The organism is Flavobacterium hydatis (assembly GCF_000737695.1).
Lineage (GTDB): Bacteria > Bacteroidota > Bacteroidia > Flavobacteriales > Flavobacteriaceae > Flavobacterium > Flavobacterium hydatis.
The window spans coordinates 1-24,456 of the sequence record NZ_JPRM01000005.1 but is presented as its reverse complement, the minus strand read 5'-3'; the positions used below and the strand labels follow the sequence as shown (position 1 = coordinate 24,456).

The 24,456-nt window shown below is 34.2% G+C and carries 21 protein-coding genes and 4 tRNA genes; 24 read left to right on the top strand and 1 reads right to left on the bottom strand.

Annotated features, from left to right (window positions below):
• Positions 1-33 precede the first annotated feature (33 nt).
• From IW20_RS04055 to IW20_RS04040, 4 genes are all read left to right on the top strand, one after another.
• Positions 34-1,395 carry a pyridoxal-phosphate dependent enzyme gene (locus IW20_RS04055; protein WP_035619208.1) on the top strand — a complete coding sequence of 454 codons (1,362 nt, stop codon included), beginning with the start codon at positions 34-36 and terminating at the stop codon, positions 1,393-1,395.
• An 88-nt stretch (positions 1,396-1,483) separates the two neighbouring features.
• Positions 1,484-1,966 carry a 3'-5' exonuclease gene (locus IW20_RS04050; protein ID WP_035619205.1) on the top strand — a complete coding sequence of 161 codons (483 nt, stop codon included), beginning with the start codon at positions 1,484-1,486 and terminating at the stop codon, positions 1,964-1,966.
• Between the two features lie 59 nt (positions 1,967-2,025).
• Entirely contained in the window at positions 2,026-3,297 is a 1,272-nt protein-coding gene (locus IW20_RS04045) for a DUF2851 family protein (protein ID WP_035619203.1), read from the top strand.
• A gap of 63 nt (positions 3,298-3,360) precedes the next feature.
• A complete protein-coding gene (locus IW20_RS04040) occupies positions 3,361-3,588 on the top strand; it encodes a hypothetical protein (RefSeq protein ID WP_035619202.1) in 228 nt (75 codons plus the stop codon).
• A gap of 75 nt (positions 3,589-3,663) precedes the next feature.
• On the opposite strand, the gene IW20_RS04035 is transcribed toward IW20_RS04040, so the two are convergent.
• Entirely contained in the window at positions 3,664-5,115 is a 1,452-nt protein-coding gene (locus IW20_RS04035) for an amino acid permease (RefSeq protein ID WP_035619199.1), read from the bottom strand.
• 247 nt (positions 5,116-5,362) lie between these two features.
• On the opposite strand from IW20_RS04035, the gene IW20_RS04030 reads away from it, so the two are divergent.
• The 20 genes from IW20_RS04030 (at position 5,363) to IW20_RS03935 (ending at position 24,210) form a co-directional block, all read left to right on the top strand.
• Positions 5,363-6,250 (top strand): ComEA family DNA-binding protein, encoded by an 888-nt coding sequence (locus IW20_RS04030; RefSeq protein ID WP_035619197.1) that lies wholly within the window; start codon positions 5,363-5,365, stop codon positions 6,248-6,250.
• 10 nt (positions 6,251-6,260) lie between these two features.
• A complete protein-coding gene (locus IW20_RS04025; RefSeq protein ID WP_035619196.1) occupies positions 6,261-7,403 on the top strand; it encodes an acyl-CoA dehydrogenase family protein in 1,143 nt (380 codons plus the stop codon).
• A 294-nt stretch (positions 7,404-7,697) separates the two neighbouring features.
• Positions 7,698-7,892, top strand: coding sequence for a 30S ribosomal protein S21 (rpsU, locus tag IW20_RS04020; RefSeq protein WP_035619195.1), 195 nt, complete (start codon positions 7,698-7,700; stop codon positions 7,890-7,892).
• 76 nt (positions 7,893-7,968) lie between these two features.
• A complete protein-coding gene (locus IW20_RS04015) occupies positions 7,969-8,862 on the top strand; it encodes a tyrosine-type recombinase/integrase (RefSeq protein WP_035619194.1) in 894 nt (297 codons plus the stop codon).
• Positions 8,863-8,896: 34 nt separating this feature from the next.
• Entirely contained in the window at positions 8,897-9,199 is a 303-nt protein-coding gene (gene hpf / locus IW20_RS04010; RefSeq protein WP_035619362.1) for a ribosome hibernation-promoting factor, HPF/YfiA family, read from the top strand.
• Between the two features lie 91 nt (positions 9,200-9,290).
• Positions 9,291-9,364, top strand: a tRNA-Thr gene (locus IW20_RS04005).
• A 54-nt stretch (positions 9,365-9,418) separates the two neighbouring features.
• Positions 9,419-9,499: transfer RNA gene (locus IW20_RS04000), tRNA-Tyr, on the top strand.
• 119 nt (positions 9,500-9,618) lie between these two features.
• Positions 9,619-9,690, top strand: a tRNA-Thr gene (locus IW20_RS03995).
• Between the two features lie 55 nt (positions 9,691-9,745).
• Positions 9,746-10,933 carry an elongation factor Tu gene (gene tuf, locus IW20_RS03990; RefSeq protein WP_035619191.1) on the top strand — a complete coding sequence of 396 codons (1,188 nt, stop codon included), beginning with the start codon at positions 9,746-9,748 and terminating at the stop codon, positions 10,931-10,933.
• 63 nt (positions 10,934-10,996) lie between these two features.
• A tRNA-Trp gene (locus IW20_RS03985) sits at positions 10,997-11,067 on the top strand.
• 16 nt (positions 11,068-11,083) lie between these two features.
• Entirely contained in the window at positions 11,084-11,281 is a 198-nt protein-coding gene (gene secE, locus IW20_RS03980; RefSeq protein WP_035619188.1) for a preprotein translocase subunit SecE, read from the top strand.
• Positions 11,282-11,291: 10 nt separating this feature from the next.
• Positions 11,292-11,843 carry a transcription termination/antitermination protein NusG gene (gene nusG / locus IW20_RS03975; protein ID WP_035619185.1) on the top strand — a complete coding sequence of 184 codons (552 nt, stop codon included), beginning with the start codon at positions 11,292-11,294 and terminating at the stop codon, positions 11,841-11,843.
• A 67-nt stretch (positions 11,844-11,910) separates the two neighbouring features.
• Positions 11,911-12,348 carry a 50S ribosomal protein L11 gene (gene rplK, locus IW20_RS03970; protein ID WP_035619182.1) on the top strand — a complete coding sequence of 146 codons (438 nt, stop codon included), beginning with the start codon at positions 11,911-11,913 and terminating at the stop codon, positions 12,346-12,348.
• A 13-nt stretch (positions 12,349-12,361) separates the two neighbouring features.
• A complete protein-coding gene (rplA, locus tag IW20_RS03965) occupies positions 12,362-13,051 on the top strand; it encodes a 50S ribosomal protein L1 (RefSeq protein WP_035619180.1) in 690 nt (229 codons plus the stop codon).
• Between the two features lie 22 nt (positions 13,052-13,073).
• Positions 13,074-13,574, top strand: coding sequence for a 50S ribosomal protein L10 (rplJ, locus tag IW20_RS03960; protein WP_035619176.1), 501 nt, complete (start codon positions 13,074-13,076; stop codon positions 13,572-13,574).
• Between the two features lie 90 nt (positions 13,575-13,664).
• On the top strand, positions 13,665-14,036 hold the full coding sequence (gene rplL / locus IW20_RS03955) for a 50S ribosomal protein L7/L12 (RefSeq protein ID WP_035619173.1): 372 nt from the start codon (positions 13,665-13,667) through the stop codon (positions 14,034-14,036).
• A 263-nt stretch (positions 14,037-14,299) separates the two neighbouring features.
• On the top strand, positions 14,300-18,112 hold the full coding sequence (rpoB, locus tag IW20_RS03950) for a DNA-directed RNA polymerase subunit beta (RefSeq protein ID WP_035619171.1): 3,813 nt from the start codon (positions 14,300-14,302) through the stop codon (positions 18,110-18,112).
• A 287-nt stretch (positions 18,113-18,399) separates the two neighbouring features.
• Positions 18,400-22,710, top strand: a complete 4,311-nt coding sequence (rpoC, locus tag IW20_RS03945; protein WP_035619169.1) for a DNA-directed RNA polymerase subunit beta' — start codon at positions 18,400-18,402, stop codon at positions 22,708-22,710.
• A gap of 11 nt (positions 22,711-22,721) precedes the next feature.
• Positions 22,722-23,033: a DUF3467 domain-containing protein gene (locus IW20_RS03940; RefSeq protein ID WP_035619166.1), complete on the top strand. Its 312-nt coding sequence runs from the start codon at positions 22,722-22,724 to the stop codon at positions 23,031-23,033.
• Between the two features lie 214 nt (positions 23,034-23,247).
• A complete protein-coding gene (locus tag IW20_RS03935) occupies positions 23,248-24,210 on the top strand; it encodes an alpha/beta fold hydrolase (protein ID WP_035619163.1) in 963 nt (320 codons plus the stop codon).
• Positions 24,211-24,456: the final 246 nt, after the last annotated feature.

Genomic DNA, 24,456 nt, shown 5'->3' with positions numbered 1-24,456 from the left:
GAATCAGATCGTATAATTTCCAAACTTAATAAAATGAATTACTCAAAAAATATTTTAGAAACAATTGGCAACACGCCGTTAGTAAAACTAAATAAAACCGTAGCAGAAATTGATGCATTGGTTTTAGCAAAAGTAGAAACCTTCAATCCAGGAAATTCTGTAAAAGATAGAATGGCGGTAAAAATGGTTGAAGATGCCGAAGCAGATGGACGCTTAAAACCAGGAGGAACTATCATCGAGGGAACCTCAGGGAATACAGGAATGGGATTGGCATTGGTTGCAATTATAAAAGGATACAAACTTATTTGTGTAATTTCAGATAAGCAATCAAAAGAAAAAATGGATATTTTGCGCGCAGTAGGTGCAAAAGTAGTGGTTTGTCCAACAGATGTTGAGCCAACAGATCCACGTTCATATTATTCAGTTTCAAAAAGATTAGCAGAAGAAACTCCAAATTCATGGTATGTAAATCAATATGATAATCCATCGAATGCATTGGCACATTATGAACAAACAGGACCAGAAATTTGGGAACAAACAGATGGGAAAATAACTCATTTTGTGGTAGGAGTAGGAACAGGGGGAACAATATCTGGAGTTGCAAAATACTTAAAAGAAAAGAACCCAAACATCAAAATTTGGGGAATAGATACATACGGTTCAGTTTTTAAAAAATACCATGAAACAGGTATTTTTGATGAAAATGAAATTTACTCATACATCACCGAAGGAATTGGGGAAGATATTTTACCAAAAAATGTTGACTTTTCCTTGATAGATGGTTTTACAAAAGTAACTGATAAAGATGCGGCAGTTTATACAAGAAAAATTGCACTCGAAGAAGGGATTTTTGTAGGGAATTCTGCAGGAGCTTGTATAAAAGGATTGTTACAACTAAAAGAGCATTTTACAAAAGACGATGTCGTAGTGGTACTTTTTCATGATTCGGGAAGCCGTTATGTAGGTAAAATGTTTAATGACGATTGGATGCGTGAGCGTGGTTTTTTAGAAGAAAACGTTACAAAGGCCGAAGATGTTATAAAAGATCATATAGATAAGCAATTAATAGTTGTACGTACCGAAGAGTTAGTTTCGCATGCTATTGAGAGAATGCGTAAATATAAAATCTCACAAATTCCAGTAGTAGATATTACAGGATTTGTAGGTTCAGTAGATGAAACAGATTTATTTAGAAGCTATGTAGCTGATAAAAATGTAGCCGAAAAACCTATCAAAGAAGTAATGGGAAAACCATTTCCTATCGTAAAACTAGGAACACCGATAGAAGAAGTTTCGAAATTGTTTACAAAAGAAAATGATGCAGTTTTAGTAGATTTAGAAAACGGAAACCATCATATTATAACAAAATACGATATTATAGGTTCTATAAAATAGAACATAATTCAAAACAAATTAAAATGCCACAAATCTAGCGAGAAAGCTCGTTGAGTTTGTGGCATTTTTAGCTTATAAATTTAGTATAATGACTTTTACTGCCATAGATTTTGAAACAGCTACAGGATATCATCCTTGTTCAGTTGGTATAGTTACAGTAGAGAATGGAGTTATTGTAGACGAGTTTGTCACATTAATTAAACCGCCTAATAATGAATATTCACCATTTACAATTAGAGTGCATGGTATTTATCCACGGGATACGATAAATGCAAAATCATTTGCTCAAGTATATCCAGAAATCAAGAAACGTTTAGAAAATAGAATCGTTGTTGCACATAACGAAAGCTTTGATCGCAATGTTTTGGCAAAGTCTATGTTATTGTATGGCTTGAACTATGAGGATTTAAATATCGCTTCACGCTGGGAATGTACTGTTAAAATATATAAAGCAAAAGGATTAAAACCTGCTAAATTAAGCGATTACTGTCGCGAAATGAATATTCAGCTCAATCATCATGAAGCACTATCAGATGCTCGAGCATGCGCTAAATTATATTTATTGAGGTAATTTTCTTTCATTTTTAATTTTTTTTGAATTACATTAGTCAATCTTTAAATGGCTAAAAAATGAAAGAAGATTTTCTGCATTACCTATGGAAATATAAAAAGTTCGATACTTTAAATCTAAAAACCTATAATAACGAAGACCTTGTTATCATTAATATAGGACAGTATTTAGAATTGGCTGGTCCTGATTTTTTTAATGCCCAAGTTATAATAGGTAGCCAAAAATGGGCTGGAAATATTGAGATACACCTAAAATCTTCTGATTGGTATTTGCATCATCATGAAAAAGATAAAGCATACGAAAACGTAATTCTTCATGTTGTTTGGGAGCATGACAGCGAAATTTTTAATAGAAACAATTCAGAGGTTCCAGTTTTGATTTTGAAAAATTATGTTTCAGGAGAAATTATTAAAAACTATAAAACCCTGATTGCGCCTAAATCATGGATTTTTTGCGAGAAAGAAATTAAAGATATTGATGATTTTTCATTTATAAATTGGCAAGAGCGTTTGTTTTTTGAGCGATTAGAACGTAAATCACAGCCTATTTATGATCTGTTGGAGCTAACAAATAATGATTGGGAAGCAGTAATGTTTTGTTTTTTAGCTAAAAATTTCGGTTTAAATATCAACGGAAACTCCTTTTTAGAGTTAGCGCTATCAATTCCATTCACTATAATCAGAAAAGAAAGTTTTGAAGTTGAAAATTTAGAAGCTTTACTTTTTGGGAATGCAGGATTATTAGATGTTGATAAAGAGGATAACTATTTTAAAGATTTAAAATTCAGGTATTTTTATCTGTTACATAAATACCAACTAGAGAAAACTTACGTAGAACCTATGCAGTTTTTTAAGCTCAGACCAGATAATTTCCCGACAATCCGTCTTTCGCAACTCGCTAATTTGTATTATAAACATCAGAATTTATTTTCTAAGATTATAGCTTTAAAATCAGTTAAGGAAATTTACGATTTGTTATTAGTTTCTGTTGCACCATATTGGCAAAACCATTATCAGTTTGATAAAATAAGCCCTGTTAAGACGAAAAAAACAGCACAAGCGTTTGTTGATTTACTTATCGTAAATACGGTTATTCCGATGCAGTTTGCTTATGCTAAAAAGCAAGGAAAAACTATCTCGGAAGACTTAATTGCGGTTTTAAATGAAATTAAACCAGAGAAAAATACTATTATAGATAAGTTTAAATTGTTTAAAATTAATGCTCATAATGCTTTTGAAACCCAATCGTTATTACAGCTAAAAAATGAATATTGTAATAAAAGCAGATGTCTTGATTGTGTTGTAGGGATGGAGTTGTTAAAAGGAAACTAGAAAGCTAGGGAGCGAGATAATAATTGTTTTATTTTGTACTTTTGCCAATCAACTACCAAATATATGTCAGCAATTATCAAACTTAAATTCTTTTTCGAAAAATATGGCTTTCATGTTTCATCTAGATTAGCCGATAAATTAGGAATGCGAGTTACAAGTGTTCGTTTGTTTTTTATATACATATCCTTTGTTACGGCTGGATTGTGGTTTGGCGTATATTTAACATTAGCATTCTGGATTAGATTAAAAGATTTAGTCCGTGCCAAAAGAACTTCTGTATTTGATTTATAGATTCATTTTACTCCATAAAAAAAGGGATTATAAAGTAGTTATTACTTTATAATCCCTTTTTTCTATTAAGATATATTATTTATCAGGATTGTTTAATTTACTGTTTTTCTTACCATAAGTAAAGTAAATAAGAACGCCTAGAGCCATCCAGATTACAAGCCTAACCCAGCTTTCATTTGGCAGAGAATACATTAACGCTAAGCAGATTACGATACCCGCAATTGGTACAAAAGGAACCAATGGAGTTCTGAAAGCTCTTGGAGCATCTGGCATTTTTTTGCGCATAACTATAACGCCAATACATACTAAAACAAACGCTAATAAAGTACCGATACTTACCATATGTCCTAAGTCGCTTACAGGAACAAATCCAGCAAATAAACTTACAAATACTAAGAAGAAAAGATTAGTTTTCCAAGGGGTACGGAATTTAGAGTGAATTTCGCTGAAAAATTTAGGTAATAATCCATCTTTACTCATAGTATAAAATACACGGCTTTGCCCCATTAACATTACCAATATTACCGAAGTATATCCAGCTAAAATTGCAACAATTAAACCAGTTTGTAAAAAGGTATAACCTGTTTTTGCAAATGCAGTAGCAGCAGGTTTTGCGTCACCAGCAAACTCATAATAAGGTACAAGACCAGTCATTACGTGAGCAAATAAAACATATAATATAGTACAGATTACTAAAGAGCCTAAAATACCAATTGGCATTCCTTTTTGAGGATTTTTAGCTTCTTGAGCAGCGGTAGAAACAGCGTCAAAACCAATAAAAGCAAAGAATACAGTTCCAGCTCCAGCAGCAATACCAGACCATCCAAATTCACCAAAAACACCAGTATTTTTAGGAATATAAGGAGTGTAGTTTGCAGTATCAATATAGCTCCATCCTAATACAATGAAAACAATTACAACGGTAACTTTTAAAATAACCAAGAAATTATTAATAGAAGCAGATTCTTTAGTACCTCTTATTAATAATAATGAAAGTAATGAAACTATGATAACTGCAGGCAGGTTAATTATTCCGCCTTCTATAACAGTTCCGTCACTTAGTTTTAATGTTTCCCAGGGAGAACAAATTAAATTATGCGGAAGATGAATGTTGTATTTATTAAGTAATTCGAGTAAGTAACGCGACCAACTCACGCCGACAGTTGCGGCTCCTAATGCATATTCTAAAACTAAATCCCAACCAATAATCCATGCCATAAATTCACCCATAGTTGCATAAGAATATGTGTAAGCACTACCGGCAACAGGTATCATAGAAGCGAATTCTGCGTAACAAAGACCTGCAAAAGCACATCCTATAGCAGCTAGAATAAAAGATAATGTAACTGCAGGGCCAGCATGTTCAGCTGCAGCAATTCCGGTTAATGAAAATAATCCGGCTCCAATAATTGCACCTACACCTAGTGCTACTAATGACCCTGAAGATAAGGTTCTTTTTAAGCCTTTTTCAGATTCGGAAGCTTCATTAAGCAATACCGAAAGTGGTTTAGTTTTCCAAATTGACATATATTATTTTGGTTAATTGTTATTAAGCTCCAAATGTATTCTTTTTTATAAAAAATAAAAACAATTAGTGCATTTTAAGTTATAAAATAATTAAAACTCTGCGAAATTGTTTGTTAATCGAATATTTTGCTGTGCAAGATATTTAAATAGTTTTGTATTCAATGATAAAATTTTAAATATTTTCCTACGAAACTAAAATTTTTTGATTTACATTACAACTTCAAGTTAAATTAAGTTTAAGTCAAAGATGAATTTTAGAAAAATTGCTCCCTACTTTAAGTTTAGTCGAGAACAACGAATTGGTATTTTTTTGCTATTTGCAATAATTATCATTTTGCAGTTGATTTACTTTTTTGCAGATTTTAGTTCGCCATCGCAATTCTTTCTTGAAAAAGAAAAATGGATGTCTCTACAAAACGAAATAGATTCAATTAAAAGTGCAGAAAGTAATAGAGAAGAAAAAGTTTATTTATTCAATCCTAATTTTATTACCGATTACAAAGGGTATAAGTTGGGTATGTCAGTAGAAGAAATAGATAGATTGTTAGCTTTTCGTAAAGAGAATAAATACGTAAACACACCTAAGGAGTTTCAGGATGTAACTAAAATTTCAGATTCATTATTAAGTGCGATGATTCCGTATTTTAAATTTCCAGATTGGGTAAATAATAAGAAAGAAGCAAAAGAATATAAGGATTATCCAAGCCAGAAAATATTTCCTAAAAAAGAAAAAATTATCCAGATAGATATTAATAACGCCACCCAAGAAGATTTAACTAAAGTTTCAGGAATCGGAGAGGTTCTTTCTTTACGAATTCTAAAACAGAAAGAAAGCTATGGTTATTTTGTCTCGATGGAACAACTAGATGATATTTGGGGACTTTCTCCAGAAGTTATTTCAAATTTAAACAGTCATTTTAAAATAACAGAGACTACTAATTTTAAAAAAATAGCTATAAATGATGCGTCTTTAAAGGAGCTGGCACTCTTTCCTTACTTCCGATATGCCTTGGCAAAACAAATCGTCACCTACCGAAGTATGAACGGAAATATTAAGAATATTGAGGATTTGATAAAAATTAAGGGCTTTCCTGTTGAAAAAGCAAAAATAATTGGTTTATATTTGGAGTTCTAAAAATGTACTAATGAATTTTGATTATAACGAAACGCAATCTATGATTGCTCAGTCCATAAAAGAATTTGCTGAAAAAAATATTCGCCCATATATAATGGAGTGGGATGAAGCGCAAACATTTCCAATCTCCTTATTCAAAGAATTAGGAGCAATGGGCTTTATGGGAGTTCTGGTTCCAGAAGAATATGGTGGGTCAGGATTAGGTTATCATGAATATATAACTATTATTGAGGAGATTTCAAAAGTTGATCCGTCTATAGGATTATCAGTTGCTGCTCATAATTCATTATGTACAAATCATATCTTGACTTTTGGTAACGAAGAGCAAAAGAAAAAATGGCTTCCTAAATTAGCTACGGCAGAACATATTGGAGCTTGGGGTTTAACTGAGCACAATACAGGTTCGGATGCTGGAGGAATGAATACGACGGCAGTAAAAGATGGAGATCACTGGATAGTAAATGGAGCGAAGAATTTTATTACCCATGGTAAATCCGGCGATATTGCTGTAGTAATTGTACGCACAGGAGAAAAAGGAGATTCTCGCGGAATGACAGCTTTTGTATTCGAGAAAGGAATGCCAGGTTTTACATCAGGGAAAAAAGAAAATAAATTAGGAATGCGAGCTAGTGAAACGGCAGAATTGGTTTTTGATAATTGCCGAATTCCAGATGCAAATCGTTTAGGAAATGTTGGAGAAGGATTTATACAGTCTATGAAAATCCTTGATGGAGGAAGAATCTCAATAGGAGCTTTATCTTTAGGAATTGCAAAAGGAGCTTATGAAGCAGCTTTAAAATATTCGAAAGAAAGATATCAGTTTGGACAACCTATTAGTAGTTTTCAGGGAATTTCGTTTAAGTTGGCAGATATGGTGACTGAAATCGAAGCTTCGGAATTGTTATTACATAAAGCAGCATTTTTAAAACAACAACACAAGCCAGTAACCACAATGGGAGCAATGGCAAAAATGTACGCCTCAGAGGTGTGTGTGAAAGTAGCTAATGAAGCAGTTCAAATTCACGGAGGATATGGGTATACAAAAGATTTCCCGGTAGAGAAATTCTACAGAGATTCAAAGTTGTGTACGATAGGAGAAGGAACAACCGAGATTCAGAAATTAGTTATTTCAAGAAATATCCTAAAAGACTAATTGTATAATATGGGCGTGCCCACAAAAAAAAGAAGCCATTCATTTTACGTTGAGTGGCTTCTTTTTTTGTGGTCGGGCTTTCTGCTCCAATCTTTTTTGTTCTTAAAGAAAGAACAAAAAAGGATTTCCGCTGCAATCCCTCACGCAACGTTGCGTCGAGATAAAAAAATGTGTAAACAGATATTCATATTTCTTTGTTATAGGTGTCTTTTTAAAAATAATTAAAAAATTATGGTTCATAATCCATAATAAATATATACTTTTGCGCACTTAACGAAAGGGGGTGTCAATATTATGTTAATTATACCAATTAAAGACGGAGAAAATATCGATAGAGCATTAAAGCGCTATAAAAGAAAATTTGATAAAACAGGAACAGTTCGTCAATTAAGAGCACGTACTGCTTTTATTAAGCCATCTGTTAAAAACAGAATCAAAATTCAAAAAGCTGCCTACATTCAAAACATGAAAGATAGTTTAGAAAGTTAGATAGAATCTATATTGAAATAAATGCCGTTAGTCATCAAAATTTTATAACTTTGATGCTAACGGTTTTTTTTATTTTATGAAAACAAATAAACAAGCATTTCAGGAATATCTTCAGTTAGAGAAAAAATACTCTCCGCATACCCTGAACGCTTATATGAACGACATTGTTTCTTTTGAGTCGTTTAATAAACTTCATTTTGAGCAGGAAAATATTGATAAAGCAAATTACAGTCAGATAAGGTCTTGGATTGTTTTGCTTGTAGATAGTAATGTGTCTAATGTTTCTGTTAATCGTAAAATGGCTTCTTTAAAAGCGTTTTATAGGTTTCTTTTAAAAATCAAACAAATAGAGGTTAATCCAATGCTGAAGCATAAAGCATTGAAAACTCCAAAAACAATACAAATTCCATTTTCAGAAAAAGAATTAATAGATTTGATAAATCAAATGGAGAGTTCTTTTGGTTTTGAAGAGATAAGGAATAAATTGATAATCGATTTGTTTTATGCTACAGGTATTCGAAGAGCAGAATTAATTGGATTGTTGAGTGTAAATGTTGATTCGTCTGCTAAAACAATTAAGGTATTAGGGAAACGTAATAAAGAACGTATTATTCCTATTTTACCAGTTATTGCAGATCAGTTTTTGTTGTATGTAAAAGAGCGTGAAAGTGTTGAGAATATTGTCGATAAAGATTATTTTTTTATTACTAAAAAAGGGTTAAAATTAAATGAAACCTTTGTGTATCGATTAATAAATTCATACTTTAGTAAAGTCTCCGAAAAAGTAAAAAAAAGTCCTCATGTGCTCCGCCATACATTTGCGACTCATTTGCTAAATAACGGAGCCGATTTAAATTCAGTCAAGGAGTTGTTAGGACATTCAAGTTTGGCATCCACACAAGTGTATACGCATAGTAGTTTAAATGCTCTCAAAAAGGTATATGCTGATGCGCATCCTAGGAATAAATAACAATTCTGAAATGTTTAATTTTAAAATAACTATTATGAAGGTAGATGTTCATGCGGTTAACTTTACTGTTGACAGAAAATTAGTAGATTTCGTTCAAGAGAGAATGGATAAATTGGAGAAGTATTACGACAGGGTAGTGTCGGCAGATGTTTTTTTAAAAGTTGAAAAAACCAGTGATAAAGAAAATAAAATTGCCGAGATAAAAATTAATGTTCCTGGGGATGATTTTTTGGTAAAAAAACAGTGTAAAACTTTTGAAGAAGCAGTTGAGCTTTCGGCGGAATCACTTGAACGATTGTTGGTAAAAAGGAAAGAAAAGGTAAGAACACATATTTAATGTAAATTTTTTTCAAAAAAAGTTTTGATACAAAGATAAAATAGCTACATTTGCAGTCCGTTAGAAATAGCGGACTTTTTTTATTGAAAACGCCAGCGTAGCTCAGTTGGCTAGAGCAGCTGATTTGTAATCAGCAGGTCGTGGGTTCGAGTCCCTCCGCCGGCTCAAAATGTTTCAAATGCGATTTGAAATAGGTCATGCAATTATTGATAAAAAAAAGGGGAGATACTCAAGCGGCCAACGAGGGCAGACTGTAAATCTGCTGTGTGAACTTCGCAGGTTCGAATCCTGCTCTCCCCACAATTTTGATTTCAGATTAATGATTTCAGAATTTAGATTTCTGAAAGAGAAAATGAATTTAATTCAGTTTTTGTTTTTTAATCTAAAGTCAAGAGTCTAAAATTGAAAATTGGAACTCTGCCGGTGTAGCTCAGGGGTAGAGTGCTTCCTTGGTAAGGAAGAGGTCTCGGGTTCAATTCCCGACATTGGCTCAAGTAAGTAGGAAATTGAAAATTAATATATAACTAAGATTAAAAATTAAGTAAAATGGCAAAGGAGAATTTTAATCGTTCCAAACCGCACTTAAACATAGGTACAATTGGACACGTGGATCACGGAAAAACTACATTAACTGCAGCAATCACTAAAGTGTTGTCTGATGCAGGTTACTGTCAAGCAAAATCGTTTGATCAAATCGATAACGCTCCAGAGGAGAAAGAAAGAGGTATTACAATTAATACATCACACGTTGAGTATGAAACTGCTAACCGTCACTACGCTCACGTTGACTGTCCTGGTCACGCGGATTACGTAAAGAACATGGTTACTGGAGCAGCTCAAATGGATGGAGCTATCTTAGTAGTTGCTGCTACAGATGGTCCAATGCCACAAACTCGTGAGCACATCCTTTTAGGACGTCAGGTTGGTATTCCAAGAATCGTTGTTTTCATGAACAAAGTGGATATGGTTGATGATGCTGAGTTGTTAGAGCTTGTTGAAATGGAAATCAGAGATTTATTATCTTTCTACGAATATGATGGAGATAATGGTCCTGTAGTTCAAGGTTCTGCTTTAGGAGGATTGAATAATGATCCTGCTTGGGTACCAAAAATCATTGAATTAATGGAAGCTGTTGATGCTTGGATCGAAGAGCCAGTGCGTGACGTAGCAAAACCATTCTTGATGCCAGTTGAAGATGTATTTACAATTACAGGTCGTGGAACTGTTGCTACAGGTCGTATCGAAACTGGTATTGCTAATACAGGTGATGCTGTTGAAATCATTGGTATGGGAGCTGATAAATTAACTTCTACTATTACAGGAGTTGAGATGTTCCGTAAAATCCTTGATAGAGGTGAAGCTGGAGATAACGTAGGTTTATTGTTAAGAGGTATTGATAAAGAATCTATCAAAAGAGGAATGGTTATCATTAAGCCAGGATCAGTAAAACCACACGCTACTTTCAAAGCAGAGGTTTATATCTTGAAAAAAGAAGAAGGTGGACGTCATACTCCATTCCATAATAACTACCGTCCACAGTTCTACGTACGTACAACTGACGTAACAGGAGTTATTACTTTACCAGAAGGAGTAGAGATGGTAATGCCAGGAGATAACTTAACTATCAATGTATCTTTATTAAGCCCAATCGCAATGAGCGTTGGTTTACGTTTCGCTATCCGTGAAGGTGGTAGAACTGTAGGTGCAGGTCAAGTTACTGAAATCGTAGGATAATCCTATAAAATAAAACTATAAAAAGCCAGTTGATTTCTTAATAGATGAAACTGGCTTTTAATTACGGGCGTAGTTCAAGGGTAGAATAGCGGTCTCCAAAACCGTTGATGGGGGTTCGAATCCCTCCGCCCGTGCAATAAAAAATATATCATGACAAAAGTTGTTAATTACATATCAGAAGCATTCGAGGAATTGAAGTCAAATGTGACTTGGCCAGCTTGGGCAGAAGTACAACGATTGACAATTGTAGTAGCTGTATTTTCAGTTTTATTCGCTTTGGCAACTTGGGGAGTAGATGAGTTTTTTGCAAAAGCATTGGCTGGATTTTTTAACTGGATAAAAGCGTAATTTTTTTGTAATGGCAGATAATAATGTGAAAAAGTGGTATGTGGTTCGAGCAGTAAGCGGACAAGAGAATAAAGTCAAAGCTTACATCGAAACTGAAATTGCCAGATTAGGTATGGGTGATTATGTCTCTCAGGTTTTAGTTCCTACTGAAAAAGTGGTAACTGTAAAAGAGGGAAAAAAGATAGCTAAGGATAAAGTATACTTCCCTGGGTATGTTATGATCGAAGCCAATTTAGTTGGTGAAATACCTCATATTATTAAATCAATAACTAGTGTAATTGGTTTTTTAGGTGAAATTAAAGGTGGTGAACCTGTTCCACTTAGACTATCAGAGGTGAATAGAATGCTAGGTAAGGTAGATGAACTGGCTGTAAATACAGATACACGTTCAATCCCTTTCAGCCTAGGAGAAACAATTAAGGTAATTGATGGACCTTTCAACGGTTTCAATGGTACAGTTGAAAAAATCAATGAAGAAAAGCGTAAGCTAGAAGTAATGGTTAAGATTTTCGGAAGAAAAACACCATTAGAGCTAAGTTTTATGCAAGTAGAAAAAGTATAATTTTTGTTACATCTATAATAACCACTACAATTGCTTCCAATAATTGCAGTGTTAAATTTTTTAAAAAATGGCTAAAGAAATTAGTAAGGTAGTTAAACTACAAGTTAAGGGAGGTGCTGCGAATCCGTCGCCACCGGTTGGACCTGCTTTAGGAGCTGCTGGGGTTAATATCATGGAGTTCTGTAAGCAATTTAATGCTAGAACACAAGATAAACCTGGCAAAATATGCCCAGTACAAATTACTGTGTATAAAGACAAATCATTTGATTTTGTTGTAAAAACTCCTCCAGCAGCAGTTCAGTTAATGGAAGCTGCAAAGCTAAAATCTGGTTCAGGAGAGCCTAATCGTAAAAAAGTAGCTAGTGTTACTTGGGAACAAATTAGAGCTATTGCTGAAGACAAGATGCCAGACTTAAATGCATTCACAATGGAGTCTGCAATGAGTATGGTCGCTGGAACAGCTAGATCTATGGGTATAACTGTATCAGGAGATTCTCCTTTTTAATTAAGAGAAAGACATGGCAAAATTGACAAAAAAGCAAAAAGAGGCTGCTTCAAAAATTGAAAAGAACAAACTATATTCTCTTAAAGATGCTGCGGCATTATTAAAAGTAGTTGCTTCTGCAAAATTTGATGAGTCTGTTGATATCGCAGTTCGTTTGGGTGTAGATCCAAGAAAAGCGAATCAAATGGTTAGAGGTGTAGTTACATTACCTCACGGAACTGGTAAAGATGTTAAAGTATTAGCATTAGTTACTCCAGATAAAGAAGCTGAAGCTAAAGAAGCTGGTGCTGACTATGTAGGTCTTGATGATTACTTACAAAAAATAAAAGATGGTTGGACAGATGTTGATGTTATCATCACTATGCCAGCTGTTATGGGTAAATTAGGTCCATTAGGTCGTATTTTAGGACCTAGAGGTTTAATGCCAAACCCTAAAACAGGTACTGTAACTATGGATGTTGCAAAAGCTGTTCAAGAGGTTAAAGCTGGTAAAATTGACTTTAAAGTTGATAAAACTGGTATCGTTCACGCAGGAATTGGTAAAGTTTCTTTTGGAGCTGAGCAAATTGTTGACAACGCACACGAAATTATTCAAACATTAATAAAACTTAAACCAACTGCTGCTAAAGGTACCTATATTAAAGGTATTCACCTTACAAGCACTATGAGTCCTGCTATCGCATTAGACCCAAAAGCAGTATAATTGGTAGTTAAAAATTTTTAGTATGACTAGAGAAGAAAAATCAATCGCGATTGAAGATTTAACTGCACAGTTAGCTGGTACAAATATTATTTATGTAGCAGATATTTCTGGACTTAATGCAGAAACAACTTCAAACTTGAGAAGAGCTTGCTTTAAAGCAGGTATTAAATTAGAGGTTGTTAAAAATACATTGCTTGCAAAAGCTATGGAAGCTTCTGAAAATAATTATGGTGAGTTACCTTCTGTATTGAAAGGAAACACTTCAATCTTTATTTCAGACGTTGCAAATGCACCTGGAAAAATTATCAAAGATTTCCGTAAGAAATCTGATAAGCCACTTTTAAAAGGAGCTTATATCAATTCAGAAGTATACATTGGAGATGATCAATTAGATGCATTAGCAACTATCAAATCTAAAGAAGAACTTCTTGGAGAACTTATTGGATTACTTCAATCTCCAGCTCAAAGAGTTATTTCTGCTTTACAAAACCAATTCGCAAACAGCGAAGAGGAAGAAGCATAATAACAAATGCGGGAAATTTTATTTCCTTGCTGCTTAATTAGCGCACAATAAATAATTATATTTTACAAATCATTTTAAACGATAGAAAAAATGGCAGATTTGAAACAATTCGCAGAACAATTAGTTAACTTAACAGTTAAAGAAGTTAACGAATTAGCAACAATATTAAAAGACGAGTATGGTATCGAGCCTGCTGCTGCAGCGGTTGTAGTTGCTGCTGGTGGTGATGGTGGTGCTGCTGAAGAAGCACAAACTGAATTTACAGTTGTATTAAAAGAAGCTGGTGCTTCTAAATTAGCAGTTGTGAAATTAGTAAAAGAACTTACAGGTTTAGGTCTTAAAGAAGCTAAAGATGTAGTTGATAGTGCTCCAAGTAACGTTAAAGAAGGTGTTTCTAAAGAAGAGGCTGAAGGTCTTAAAAAATCTTTAGAAGAAGCTGGAGCTGTTGTTGAGCTTAAATAATTCAACTCAGTTTTAAGAACTAGGTTTAGGTCTTGAGTTATCTCAATGGCCTAAACCATTTTTCGTATAATAAAATATATCAAGTTTTATTATCAAATAGTTTAAAATACGAAAAAGTTTTTGATCAATACGAAGAAAAAAATTAAGCTGAATTTTCGTCCGTTTATTTTTAAAGATGTATTGATTACAAAAAGAAAGTATAAATTAAACAGTGTGTTTTTACACAAAAAACTACTTTTTTTTAATCAAAATTTTGTCCATTGATGATAACAAATCAGACTGAAAGATTGAATTTTGCCTCTACAAAAAATATTCCTGTATATCCGGATTTCCTAGATGTTCAGGTTAAATCTTTTAAAGATTTTTTTCAATTAGAAACTAAATCTGACGAAAGAGGCAACGAAGGGTTGTACAACACCTTCATGGAAAACTTTCCAATCACAGATACAAGAAATAACTTTGTATTGGAGTTCCTAGATTATTTTGTTGATCCACCACGTTATACAATTCAAGAATGTATAGAGAGAGGTCTTACTTATAGTGTGCCTTTAAAAGCTAGGTTAAAACTATATTGTACAGATCCAGAACACGAAGATTTTGAAACTATTGTACAAGATGTTTATCTAGGTACAATTCCTTATATGACTCCAAGCGGTACTTTTGTTATCAATGGTGCTGAGCGTGTGGTAGTATCTCAATTACACCGTTCTCCTGGGGTTTTCTTTGGTCAATCATTCCACGCAAATGGAACAAAACTTTATTCTGCCAGAGTAATTCCTTTTAAAGGTTCTTGGATAGAATTTTCTACAGATATTAATAGCGTAATGTACGCATATATCGATAGAAAGAAAAAATTACCTGTTACAACTTTATTCCGTGCAATTGGATTTGAAAGAGATAAGGATATCCTTGAAATTTTCGACCTTGCCGAAGAAATTAAAGTTTCTAAAACAGGAATTAAAAAATATATTGGAAGAAGACTTGCTGCACGTGTATTGAATACTTGGCACGAGGATTTCGTAGATGAAGATACTGGTGAGGTAGTTTCTATCGAACGTAACGAAATCATCCTTGATAGAGATACTATTATCGATAAAGATAATGTTGAAGAAATCATCGATTCTAACGTTAAATCTATTTTGTTACATAAAGAGGATAATAATCAAGCAGATTATGCTATTATCCACAATACATTACAAAAAGATCCAACAAACTCTGAAAAAGAAGCTGTTGAGCATATCTACAGACAATTGCGTAATGCAGAACCGCCTGATGAAGAAACTGCTCGTGGTATTATAGATAAATTGTTCTTCTCTGATCAACGTTATAACTTAGGTGAAGTTGGTCGTTATAGAATGAACAAAAAACTTGGTTTAGATATCCCAATGGAAAAGCAAGTGCTTACCAAAGAAGATATCATTACCATTGTAAAATATTTGATTGAATTAATCAACTCTAAAGCAGAGATTGATGATATTGATCACTTATCAAACCGTCGTGTTAGAACAGTTGGAGAACAATTGTCTCAACAATTCGGTGTTGGTCTTGCACGTATGGCTAGAACTATTCGTGAGAGAATGAACGTTAGAGATAACGAGGTGTTTACACCAATTGATTTGATTAATGCTAAAACATTATCATCAGTTATCAACTCTTTCTTTGGTACTAACCAGTTATCTCAATTTATGGATCAAACGAATCCACTTGCTGAGATTACGCACAAGAGAAGATTATCTGCACTTGGACCAGGTGGACTTTCTAGAGAAAGAGCTGGTTTCGAGGTACGTGACGTTCACTATACGCATTACGGACGTTTATGTCCAATTGAAACTCCAGAGGGACCAAATATTGGTTTGATTTCATCTTTAGGTGTTTATGCTAAAGTTAACGGAATGGGATTCATCGAAACTCCTTACCGTAAAGTAACTAATGGTGTTGTAGATTTAGATACTACTCCAGTATATTTAAGTGCTGAAGAAGAAGAAGGAATGATGATTGCACAAGCAAACATCGAAATGGATGCAACAGGAAAAATCATTGCTGATAACGTAATTGCGCGTCAGGAAGGTGATTTCCCAGTAATCGAACCAACTCAGGTAGATTATACAGACGTTGCTCCAAATCAAATTGCTTCTATTTCTGCATCTTTGATTCCTTTCTTAGAGCATGATGATGCGAATAGAGCCTTGATGGGATCAAACATGATGCGTCAGGCAGTACCTTTAATTCGCCCTGAAGCTCCTATTGTAGGAACAGGTTTAGAGCGTCAGGTTGCGTCTGATTCTAGAGTATTGATTAATGCTGAGGGTGATGGAACAGTAGAATATGTTGATGCAAACATCATCACTATTAAATATGATCGTTCTGAAGAAGAAAGAATGGTTAGTTTTGAGTCTGATGAAAAAACATATAATCTAATTAAATTTAGAAAAACCAATCAAGGAACAAGTATTAACTTGAAACCAATCGTTAAGAAAGGTGATAGAGTTGCATTTGGTCAAGTATTATCTGAAGGATATGCTACACAAAATGGAGAATTAGCTTTAGGTCGTAACCTAAAAGTTGCGTTCATGCCATGGAAAGGATATAACTTTGAGGATGCGATTGTGATTTCTGAAAAAGTAGTTCGTGATGATATCTTTACGTCAATTCACGTAGATGATTATTCATTAGAAGTTAGAGATACAAAATTAGGTAACGAAGAGTTAACTAATGATATTCCTAACGTTTCTGAAGAAGCCACTAAAGATTTAGATGAAAACGGTATGATTAGAATTGGAGCCGAGGTTAAACCTGGTGATATTCTTATCGGAAAAATTACTCCAAAAGGAGAATCAGATCCTACTCCAGAAGAGAAATTGCTTAGAGCAATCTTCGGTGATAAAGCAGGTGATGTTAAAGATGCTTCGTTAAAAGCTTCTCCTTCTTTACATGGTGTAGTTCTTGACAAAAAATTATTTGCAAGAGCCGTAAAAGATAAACGTAAACGTACACAAGATAAAGATGCTTTAGGCGCTTTAGAAATGGAATTTGAAACTAAATTTGTTGAATTAAAAGACAGATTGGTTGAAAAATTATTCTTGATCGTTAACGGAAAAACTTCTCAAGGAGTAATGAATGATTTGGGTGAAGAAGTTTTACCAAAAGGTAAAAAATATACTCAAAAAATGCTTTACGCGGTAGAGGATTTTGCTCACTTAAGTAAAGGTCAATGGGTTGCTGATGATGCAACTAATAAAATGGTTAATGATTTAATTCATAACTATAAAATTAAGTTGAATGACTTACAAGGATCTTTAAGAAGAGAGAAATTCACTATTACTGTTGGAGATGAATTACCAGCAGGAATCTTGAAATTAGCAAAAATTTATATTGCTAAAAAACGTAAGTTGAAAGTAGGGGATAAAATGGCAGGACGTCACGGTAACAAAGGTATTGTTGCAAGAATCGTTCGTCATGAAGATATGCCTTTCCTTGAAGACGGAACACCAGTAGATATCGTATTGAATCCACTTGGGGTACCATCTCGTATGAACATCGGTCAGATTTATGAAACTGTTTTAGGTTGGGCAGGACAAAATTTAGGTAGAAAATTTGCTACTCCAATTTTTGATGGTGCTACTTTAGATCAGATCAATGAATTGACTGACGAAGCAGGAATACCAAGATTCGGTCATACTTATTTGTATGATGGAGGAACTGGAGAACGTTTCCACCAAAGAGCAACTGTAGGTGTAATCTACATGTTGAAATTAGGACACATGGTAGATGATAAGATGCACGCACGTTCTATCGGACCATACTCGTTGATTACTCAACAACCACTTGGAGGTAAAGCTCAATTTGGAGGTCAACGTTTTGGAGAGATGGAGGTTTGGGCACTTGAGGCTTATGGAGCGTCAAGTACTCTACGTGAAATCTTAACTGTTAAGTCTGATGACGTTATTGGTAGAGCTAAAACTTACGAAGCAATCGTTAAGGGAGAGTCTATGCCAGAACCAGGTTTACCAGAATCATTCAATGTATTGATGCACGAATTGAAAGGTCTTGGACTTGATATTCGTCTAGAAGAATAAAAATAAAATTCAGTGATGGTCTCAGTATTCGGTTGTAAACCGAATACTGAGACTTAAGCTGTTTAGTAAAGTTTAAGTTTTTAAGATTTATACCCGTAACCCGTTCCGATTTTTTATAATAATGCAAGGCATTTTATAACTAGCGCTTCAAAAAATGTGTTTGAAGTTTAGAGAAGTAACCCGAGGTAGCAGCGTAATGATTTAACTCTTTTAAAAGTAACTTTTAAAAGATGTAGATTATAATCTAAAATCAATTTTTAATAGCAAATAAATCAATAGTAAAAACTATGATGAATAATAGAAATAATAATAAAGATAAAAATCCAGTTAAAAGATTTAACAAAATCTCTATTGGATTGGCTTCACCAGAATCTATCTTGAAAGAATCAAGAGGAGAGGTTTTAAAGCCAGAAACAATAAACTACAGAACTCACAAACCAGAGCGTGACGGACTTTTCTGCGAAAGAATCTTCGGACCTGTTAAGGATTTTGAGTGTGCTTGTGGAAAATATAAAAGAATTCGTTACAAAGGTATCATCTGTGACCGTTGTGGTGTTGAAGTTACTGAGAAAAAAGTACGTCGTGATAGAGTAGGACACATCAACCTTGTTGTGCCTATCGCTCATATCTGGTATTTCCGTTCTCTTCCTAATAAAATTGGTTATATCCTTGGACTTCCTTCTAAGAAATTAGATATGATTATTTACTACGAAAGATACGTAGTAATTCAAGCTGGTATTGCTAAAAATGCAGATGGAGAATCTTTACAAAGATTAGACTTCTTAACTGAAGAAGAATATTTAAATATTTTAGATTCTCTTCCTCAAGACAATCAATATTTAGATGATTTTGATCCTAACAAATTTGTTGCCAAAATGGGAGCAGAATGTATTATGGATTTATTAGCACGTATCGACTTAGATGAGTTATCTTACCAATTAAGACACAGTGCTAACAATGAAACATCTAAACAACGTAAAACAGAAGCATTAAAAAGATTACAAGTTGTTGAATCTTTCCGTGAGTCTAACTTAAACCGCGAAAACCGTCCAGAATGGATGATTATGAAAGTGGTTCCTGTTATTCCACCAGAATTACGTCCGCTTGTGCCACTTGATGGAGGTCGTTTTGCAACTTCAGATTTAAATGATTTATATCGTCGTGTAATTATACGTAACAACCGTTTGAAAAGATTAATGGAGATTAAAGCTCCAGAAGTTATCTTAAGAAACGAAAAACGTATGTTACAAGAATCTGTAGATTCATTATTTGATAACACTCGTAAAGCTTCTGCTGTTAAAACAGAATCAAACAGACCATTAAAATCATTATCAGATTCATTAAAAGGTAAACAAGGACGTTTCCGTCAAAACCTTTTAGGAAAACGTGTGGATTATTCTGCTCGTTCGGTAATTGTTGTTGGACCGGAATTAAAATTGTTCGAATGTGGTATCCCTAAAGATATGGCATCTGAGCTTTACAAACCTTTCGTTATCCGTAAATTGATAGAAAGAGGTATTGTTAAAACGGTAAAATCTGCTAAGAAAATTATAGACAAAAAAGAGCCAGTAGTTTGGGATATCCTTGAAAATGTAATTAAAGGTCACCCAATATTACTGAATCGTGCTCCTACGTTACACAGATTAGGTATCCAGGCTTTCCAACCAAAATTAATTGAAGGAAAAGCAATCCAATTGCACCCATTAGTTTGTACGGCGTTTAATGCCGATTTTGATGGGGATCAAATGGCGGTACACTTACCATTAGGACCAGAGGCTATTTTGGAAGCTCAATTATTAATGTTGGCTTCTCACAATATCTTGAACCCTGCTAACGGTGCGCCGATTACTGTACCTTCTCAGGATATGGTCTTGGGTCTATACTATATGACCAAAGAACGTCTTTCTACTCCAGAACTTAAAATTTTAGGTGAAGGCTTAACTTTTTACTCTGCAGAAGAAGTAAATATTGCATTGAACGAAGGAAGATTAGAATTGAATGCTTCAGTGAAAATTAGAGCAAAAGATTTTAATGAAGCTGGAGAATTAGTGTATCAAATTATTAAAACTACCGCTGGTCGTGTATTGTTTAATGAAGTGGTGCCAGAAGCTGCAGGATATATCAATGATGTATTGACTAAGAAAAACCTTAGAGATATTATTGGACACGTATTAAGTGCTACCAATGTACCTATGACGGCTGCTTTCTTGGACAACATGAAAGATATGGGGTATAAATTCGCATTTAGAGGAGGTTTATCATTCTCTTTAGGTGATATTAGAATTCCTGAGCAAAAAACTAAATTGATTGCAGATGCCAGAGAGCAAGTTGAAGGTATCTCAACAAATTATAACATGGGTCTTATCACTAATAACGAGCGTTACAACCAAGTTATTGATGTTTGGACTTCTGCGAATGCTCAACTTACAGAGTTAGCAATGAAAAATATTAGAGAAGACCAACAAGGATTCAACTCTGTATATATGATGCTTGACTCTGGGGCGAGGGGTTCTAAAGAACAAATTCGTCAGTTAACTGGTATGCGTGGTTTGATGGCTAAGCCTAAAAAATCTACTGCTGGTGGTGGTGAGATTATTGAAAACCCGATTCTTTCTAACTTTAAGGAAGGTCTTTCTATCCTTGAGTACTTTATCTCTACTCACGGTGCTCGTAAAGGTCTTGCGGATACGGCTCTTAAAACTGCCGATGCTGGTTACTTAACTAGAAGGTTACATGACGTTTCTCAAGATGTTATTGTTAATATTGAGGATTGTGGTACTCTTAGAGGTGTTGAAGTTTCTGCATTGAAAAAGAATGAGGAGATTGTAGAATCATTAGGAGAAAGAATTTTAGGACGTGTTGCATTACAAGATGTAATTAATCCTTTAACTAGTGACTATTTAGTTAGATCTGGTGAGCAAATCACAGAAGCTATAATGAAAGCGATCGAAGCTTCTCCAGTGGAGAAAGTTGAAGTTCGTTCTCCATTAACTTGTGAAGCGCTTAAAGGTATTTGTGCTAAATGTTACGGTAGAAACTTAGCTACTGGTAAAATGACTCAAAGAGGAGAGGCAGTTGGAGTAATTGCAGCTCAGTCTATTGGAGAGCCAGGTACACAGTTAACATTACGTACTTTCCACGTTGGAGGGGTTGCGGGTGGTATATCTGAAGAATCTAGCATCGTTACAAGATTTAACGGTAAACTAGAAATCGAAGATTTAAAAACTGTTAAAGGTGAGGATAACGAAGGTAACTCAGTTGATATTGTAGTATCTCGTTCTACTGAATTGAAATTAATTGATGAAAGAACAGGTATCTTATTAAGTACAAACAACATTCCTTACGGTTCTAGTATCTTTGTTAAAGATGGTCAATCGGTTGTTAAAGGTGATGTAATTTGTAAATGGGATCCATATAATGGAGTTATCGTTTCTGAGTTTACTGGTAAAATTGCTTACGAAGATTTAGAGCAAGGACAATCGTTCATGGTTGAAATTGATGAGCAAACAGGATTCCAAGAAAAAGTAATTTCTGAGTCTAGAGCTAAAAAATTAATTCCAACTTTATTGGTTTACGGTAAAGAAGGTGAGTTAATTCGTTCTTATAACTTACCAGTTGGAGCCCACTTGATGGTTGAAAACGGTGAGAAAATTAAAGCAGGTAAAGTATTGGTGAAAATTCCACGTCGTTCTTCTAAATCAGGAGATATTACCGGAGGTTTACCAAGAATTACAGAGTTGTTAGAGGCTCGTAATCCTTCGAACCCAGCTGTAGTTTCTGAAATTGATGGAGTTGTTTCTTTTGGAAAAATCAAAAGAGGTAACCGTGAGATTGTTATCGAATCTAAATTTGGCGACATTAGAAAATACTTGGTTAAATTATCAAGCCAAATTCTAGTTCAGGAGAATGACTTCGTTAGAGCAGGTGTACCATTGTCAGACGGTGCTATTACTCCAGACGATATTTTAAGAATTCAAGGTCCAGCTGCTGTTCAACAGTACTTGGTAAATGAAATTCAAGAGGTATACCGTTTACAAGGGGTAAAAATCAATGACAAACACTTCGAGGTTGTTATTCGTCAGATGATGCGTAAAGTAAGAGTACAAGATCCAGGTGATACTTTATTCTTAGAGGATCAATTAATTCATACTAAAGATTTCATCGTTCAAAACGATAAATTATACGGAATGAAAGTTGTTGAAGATGCTGGAGATTCTAGCGTATTAAAAGCGGGTCAGATTATATCTCCTCGTGAATTACGTGATGAAAATTCATTATTGAAACGTACAGATAAAAATCTAGTTGTAGCTAGAGATGTAATTACTGCAACTGCAACGCCAGTTTTACAAGGTATTACAAGAGCTTCGCTACAAACTAAATCATTTATTTCTGCTGCTTCTTTCCAAGAAACAACTAAAGTACTTAACGAAGCTGCAGTAGCAGGTAAAGTGGATTACTTAGAAGGATTAAAAGAGAATGTAATTGTTGGACACAGAATTCCTGCGGGAACTGGTATGAGAGAATACGATAATACAATCGTAGGATCTAAAGATGATTACAATGAAATGATGGCTAATAAAGAAGAATATATTTATTAATTTAGGAAACTATGAGTAATCCGAATCAACAACAAGAACAGATTAATATCGAGTTAGATGAAAAAATCGCTGAAGGAATTTATTCTAATTTAGCAATTATCAATCATTCTTCTTCAGAGTTTGTTTTAGATTTTGTAAGCATTATGCCCGGTATTCCTAAAGCCAAGGTAAAGTCAAGAATTGTCTTGACACCACAACATGCTAAACGATTGTTAAGAGCAATTGGTGAAAATATTCATCGCTTTGAAGCCGCTCATGGCGAAATCAAAGAGACTGAACAAGCACAAATACCGCTTAACTTCGGTCCGGCAGGACAAGCATAAAATTTAAAAGCCCCATTATTGGGGCTTTTTTTATGGAAAAAAGGGTAGTAAAATTCAAAAAATAGAGATTAAATCTGGAAAAGTTTAGCCTCAAAAGAAGATTTTGTACAAGAGCATTTTAGGAAATATCGTTAATTATTTATTGACTACTGACAAAGGGTTGTCACCGTCCAAGTTTACATTTGTGTCATATTAATCTTTAAACAATAAAAAAATGACAAACGTAACTGGTGCAAGTTTTAATCCAATCGAGTTTCCAAGTCCTACTGTAATTTCTATTAATGGAATTGAACTTGAAGTATTTGAGGCAGGTCAACAAAATTCTGATAAACCTATCGTGCTTTGTCACGGTTTTCCAGAGCATGCTTTTTCTTGGCGTTATCAAATTCCTGAACTTGTTAAAGCTGGCTATCATGTCATTGTTCCTAATCAAAGAGGTTATGGAAAATCATCTTGCCCAATGGAAGTAACAGAGTATGATATTGAATGTTTAACAGGTGATTTGGTTGCTCTACTGGATTACTACGGATATAAAGATGCCACTTTTATTGGTCATGATTGGGGTGCAAATGTCGTTTGGAATCTTGCATTATTGTATCCGGAACGAGTAAATAAATTGATAAACTTAGCCTTACCTTATCAAGAGCGTGGAGAAAAACCTTGGATAGAGTTCATGGAAGAAGTATTTGGAGGAGACTTCTATTTTGTTCACTTTAATCGACAGCCAGGAGTGGCAGATGCTATAATGAATGAGAACACATCTCAGTTCCTTCGTAATATGTTCCGCAAGAATATACCTCTTGCACCGCCTGAACCAGGAATGTGGATGATTAATCTTGCAAGAGCAAAAAAAATACTGGGCGAACCCATAATGAATGAAGGTGAACTGACCGTTTTAGTCTCTGCCTTCGAATCTTCAAAGTTTACAGGAAGTATAAATTGGTATAGAAACCTTGATCGAAACTGGTACTTATTAGCAGATGTGAACCCAATCATTCAACAACCCGCACTTATGATATATGGTAATCGTGATATGATTCCTAAGTTTGAAAGATTATCAGAGTTCGTGCCTAATGTAGATGTGATTAGCTTAGATTGTGGTCATTGGATTCATCAAGAACTTCCAGAAGAAACTAATCAAGTGATTTTGAAATGGCTAGAACAACATAATAGCTAAAAAAAGCTCCAGAAATGGAGTTTTTTTTATATAAGAGAATTTGTGATTTATATTTTAATCAAATAAGGCTTCTGGAATTTGTTCTAAAAGGTACTTTATCTGATTTTAATTCGTTTTAACGATTAAATTTCGCTTAGAGCGCATAATTTTTTAATTTGCAACTTCCTAAAATTGAATACTCGAGGTTATTTTATTAATTCAGATTCAAAAAAAGCGCTACTTTTTAAAAGTAGCGCTTTTTTTATA